Source organism: Endozoicomonas sp. ONNA1 (assembly GCF_024606325.1).
In the GTDB taxonomy this organism is placed as follows: domain Bacteria; phylum Pseudomonadota; class Gammaproteobacteria; order Pseudomonadales; family Endozoicomonadaceae; genus Endozoicomonas_A.
Map to the genome: position 1 here is coordinate 1 of NZ_JAHHPN010000327.1, position 1,531 is coordinate 1,531.

Sequence of the window (1,531 nt, forward strand, 5' to 3'; positions counted from 1 at the left end):
ACGCCATGACAGGGAAAGACGAAACAATCTAAACCCAAAGTATGCAGATGTTGCTGTGAGCCTCCGCTACCACCGGCAGAGACAGAATTAAAGGAGTTGCTGAAAGAGCCTGAAGGGCGGGCGGTGGCACCCTGAGCTTGCTGTCCCGTTGAATCTGATGGCGGGTATTGTCGCTGATCACTCCCAGAGCCAGGCACCATTATGATGGCTGCAAACGGGTGATCCTGACCCAGCCCTTTTTGTTTCATCGGATTAAACGACGATTTCTTTGTAATCTCGACAACAAAATGTCTTGTCATCGGTTGAGCCTGAGAGACGACGGATAATGTCATGAATAGCAGAGGTACTGTAGACAGTGAGCGTTTAATCATTCTAGCCTTGCATTCTGGTGTGAAGGGTGGGAAGGATAGATCAGGAAAATAACTCAGATTACGCATTCAACTGTTCTCAACTGCCCCAGAGAAGTTTTCAGCCCTGTCAGAATCTCAACTTTTTAATGTTTCTTGTCGATCACCTTAACACCTGAAAGCGGTGTTTTCTGGATAAGATAACGCCTCTCTTTTGTTTCCTTCATTGTCTCTGTTGCCACCTTGCCCCGGCCTCGCTCAGGGCTTTCGCGCAGTCGGTATTGCCTATTGCGATTGCGATGCAGAGTGGTGTGGCGCCATCCGTAGTCCTGACGGCGTTGAGATTCGCCCTGGCCTTGATCAGGAGTTTCACACACTCGGTATTGCCCTGCTGGGCTGCGATGAACAACGGGGTGGCGCCATCCGGTAGGGCGGTGTTGGGATTAACTCCAGCGTTGATAAGGGCTTTCACGCACCCGGTGTTATTTTCTTGGGCAGCCATGAACAGTGCGGTAGCGCCGTTCTTGGCCCGGGTGTTGAGAACTGCCCTGGCTTCAATCAGGAGTTCCACGCAGTCGGTGTTATTTTCCTGGGCAGCCATTAACACTGCGGTGGCGCCATTCGAACAGGCGGCGTTGAGATCCGCACCGCCTTCGATCAGGATTTTCACACTGTCGGTATTGCCTTTCCCGGCAGCAATGAGCAGCGGGGTGACGCCATTCTTGGTCCGGGCGTTAAGATCCGCCTTGGCTTCGACCAACAGTTTCACGCAGTCGCTGTAATTTTTTTGGGCAGCAAAGAACAGCGGGGTGGTGCCATCCAACAAGGCGGTGTCGAGATTCGCCCCGTCGTTAATCAGGAGTTTCACGCAGTCGGTGTTATTTTTTTGGACAGCGATGAACAGTGCGGTGCCGCCACCCTTTGTCTGAGTGTTGAGATCCGCCCCGGCCTTGATCAGGAGTTTCACGATGTTGGTATGACCCTCCTGGGCAGCGACGAACAGCGAGGTGGAACCTCTCTTGGTTCGGGCGTTGAGATTCGCCCCAGCGTTGACCAGGCGCTCGACGATCTCCATGTGCCCCCCGGAAGATGCCAAGATCAAAGCCGTGAAATCATTATCCATAACCGCATTGACATTGACTCCCTCTGCCAGTGACTTCTCCACTTGATCCAAATCCCCCTCA

2 protein-coding genes are annotated in these 1,531 nt (G+C 52.9%); both read right to left on the minus strand.

Translation table 11 applies throughout. The features are described 5' to 3' along the window. Positions 1-371, minus strand: a 371-nt coding sequence (locus KDK19_RS07505) for a hypothetical protein (protein ID WP_257287776.1), incomplete at its 3' end; no start/stop codon positions are given. Between the two features lie 199 nt (positions 372-570). Next, a partial coding sequence (locus tag KDK19_RS07510) for an ankyrin repeat domain-containing protein (protein WP_257287777.1) occupies positions 571-1,531 on the minus strand: 961 nt, incomplete at its 5' end.